2 protein-coding genes are annotated in these 2,650 nt (G+C 63.6%); both read left to right on the top strand.

The window, feature by feature from the left end; translation table 11 throughout:
• Nucleotides 1-876, top strand: an 876-nt coding sequence (locus A0J48_RS26240) for a cytochrome c biogenesis protein (protein WP_200327507.1), incomplete at its 5' end; no start/stop codon positions are given.
• Nucleotides 877-921: 45 nt separating this feature from the next.
• The coding region (locus tag A0J48_RS26245; protein WP_200327508.1) for a protein kinase domain-containing protein at nucleotides 922-2,650 on the top strand (1,729 nt) is incomplete at its 3' end.

Below are 2,650 nucleotides of genomic sequence, written 5' to 3' on the forward strand. Positions count from 1 at the left end.
GTGCTTTACCTCGCCGCAGGGATCAGCCTTCTCGTTGCCGCGGGTCGGACTCCGGGATATCTCGTTGCATGGGGTTTTGCCCTGGCCGGTTTCGCGATGCAGGCTCTGGGGTTCACCTGCCGGGTTCTGGTCTCCGGCCGCGCGCCGGTCACCAACATGTATGAGTCCGTGGTCTGGGTGGCATTCGGAACCATCCTGTTCGCCCTCGTCTTTGAGGCCATCCACCGGTGCCGGTTTTTCCTGTTGGGAGCCGTGCCGGTGGCCGTGGTGTCACTGATCCTGGCCGACACGCAGCCGGTCATCCTCGACCGCTCGATCCATCCGCTCGTGCCGGTCCTCGCTGACAACTTCTGGCTGACAACCCACGTTCTCACCATCACGCTGAGCTATGCAGCCTTCGCGCTGGCGCTCGGCGTCGGCCATATCGCGCTCATTCAGGTCATTGCTGGCGCCAAGCCCTCGAAGTCGCTCTACACCTACCTGTATCGCGCCTTGCAGGTTGGCGTCCTGCTTCTGGCCACCGGGACCATCCTGGGCGGAGTCTGGGCCAACTACTCGTGGGGCCGCTTCTGGGATTGGGATCCGAAGGAAACCTGGGCCCTGATCGCCCTGCTGGGATACCTGTTTCTCCTGCACGTCAGGATTGCCGGAAACTGGGGCGACTTCGGCATGGCCGTCGTGTGGATCCTGGCCTTCCAATCGATCATCATGGCCTGGTATGGGGTGAACTTCGTCCTCGGAGTCGGGCTCCACAGCTACGGGTTCGGAACGGGAGGGTTCCCTGCTGCGGTGGCTTTCGTACTTCTCGAACTGGCCTTTGTCTTTGTGGCCGTTTTCCGCCGCCGGTCCTCGAGCGGGAGCGCCGCAACCGCCTGAGCCGCGGTTGTGTTTTTGCCGAATCTCCGGTAAACCGGACCCCTCATGGCCGAGCCTGTCCGATTTCAGCATTTGGAGGTGCCCCTGCGTGAGGACGGCTCCCTCTTTGAACTCGGGCGGGGTGCCATGGGGATCACCTACAAGGCCTTCGACACGAACCTGCGCTGCTTCGTCGCGCTCAAGGTGATCAATGCCACCTATCTTGGCAGCGAGGTCGCCAGGCAGCGGTTCCTGCGAGAGGCCCGCGCAGCCGCAGCCTTGCGGCACCCGAATGTCGCAACTGTTTTTCACCTCGGCGAGGAGGAGGGGAATTGCTTCTACGCTATGGAGTTTGTCGATGGCGAGACGGTTGAGGCGATGATGAAGAAGGACGGCGCGATCCCCGTCGCGACAGCGCTTCAAATCGTGATCCAGGTTGCGCGCGCCTTAGGGGCCGCCCAGAAGCAGGGCCTCGTCCACCGGGATATCAAGCCTTCCAACCTCATGCTCGTCAGGGAGGATGACACGGATTTCACCGTTAAGGTCATCGACTTCGGACTGGCGAAAAATGCCGGCGGTGGCGGCGAGGACACTGCGACGCTGACGATGGGAGGCTTCCTCGGGACCCCCCATTTCGCGAGCCCGGAGCAGCTCGAGGAGCGGGATCTCGACGTGCGCTCGGACATCTACTCTCTCGGCGTGACCCTGTATTACATGCTCGCAGGCCGGGCACCCTTCAGTGGCTCTCTGGCCCAGGTCATGAGCCAGCACCTCCATCGGGATCCGCCGCTCGAGACGCTGTCCGGACAGAAGCCCGAGGTCATTTCGCTTCTCAAGCACATGCTGGCCAAGGATCCCGCCGGCCGTCCCCAGACCCCGGCCGACTTGCGCCGCGAGGCAGAGGCCTGTCTGGAGAGCCTTGGAAAGAGTGCCGTTCCAACGGTGGAGGCATCTCCCATTGCCCCGGAGTGCTTCGAAACCCAGGTGCTGGACGCACCGGATTCCGCCACGGCACCGTCCCCTGCGCCAGGCGTGACCATTGCCGGCCGGTATCGGATTTTGCGCGAGGTCCGGTCGTCGGATCTCGGCAGAGTCTTCCAGGCTGAAAACCTGGAGTCTGGAATCCCGGTTGCGCTGATCCTCGCCGGACCGGGCCTGGCCGGATCAGCGGAGGCTCTCACGCGGCTTGAGGACCGCGTCATGGCCCTCCAGCGGCTCGCCGCTCCCTCGCTTCAAAAGATCTTCTCGCTCGAGAGGCAGGATCACGTCAGCTTCCTGACCGCCGAATGGATTGAAGCCCCCTGTTTGCTGGACCTGATCAAATCGCGGCGCGCTCTGCCGTTGGCTGAGGCTCTTGAGATCCTTCGCCCCCTCTCTTCGGGATTCCAGGCCCTTCAGGACGCCGGCCTGTCCTGTCCGGATATCGCTTCGCACGAGGTGCTTCTGCCGGGCGCCGACCTTTCCCTCCCGGTATCCTCGGGTGTTGCGGTGAAGTTTCTGCCGCTCTCGCCTGAGGCCACCTCCGTGTCTCCCGAGACGACGATGGTCACTTCCGCCTTCGCCATGATGCGCGACAGCGGGGCTTTCTCCGCTGTGGATCCGAAGGCCTACATTTTCGCGGTCGCCGCGCTTGCTTATGAGATTTTGGGTGGTCTGAAATCCGCCGCCGGCGGCGCAGTCCCCATCCCGGGCCTCAGCGAGGCCACGAATACATCGCTCCGCCGCGCTCTGGATCCGTCGGCTTCGTTTGGATCGCTGGAGGATTTCCTGTCGGCCCTTGCCGCCGGAACCGCCC

The sequence above is a fragment of the Sphaerospermopsis aphanizomenoides BCCUSP55 genome (assembly GCF_001586785.1).
GTDB lineage: Bacteria > Cyanobacteriota > Cyanobacteriia > Cyanobacteriales > Nostocaceae > Sphaerospermopsis_A > Sphaerospermopsis_A aphanizomenoides_A.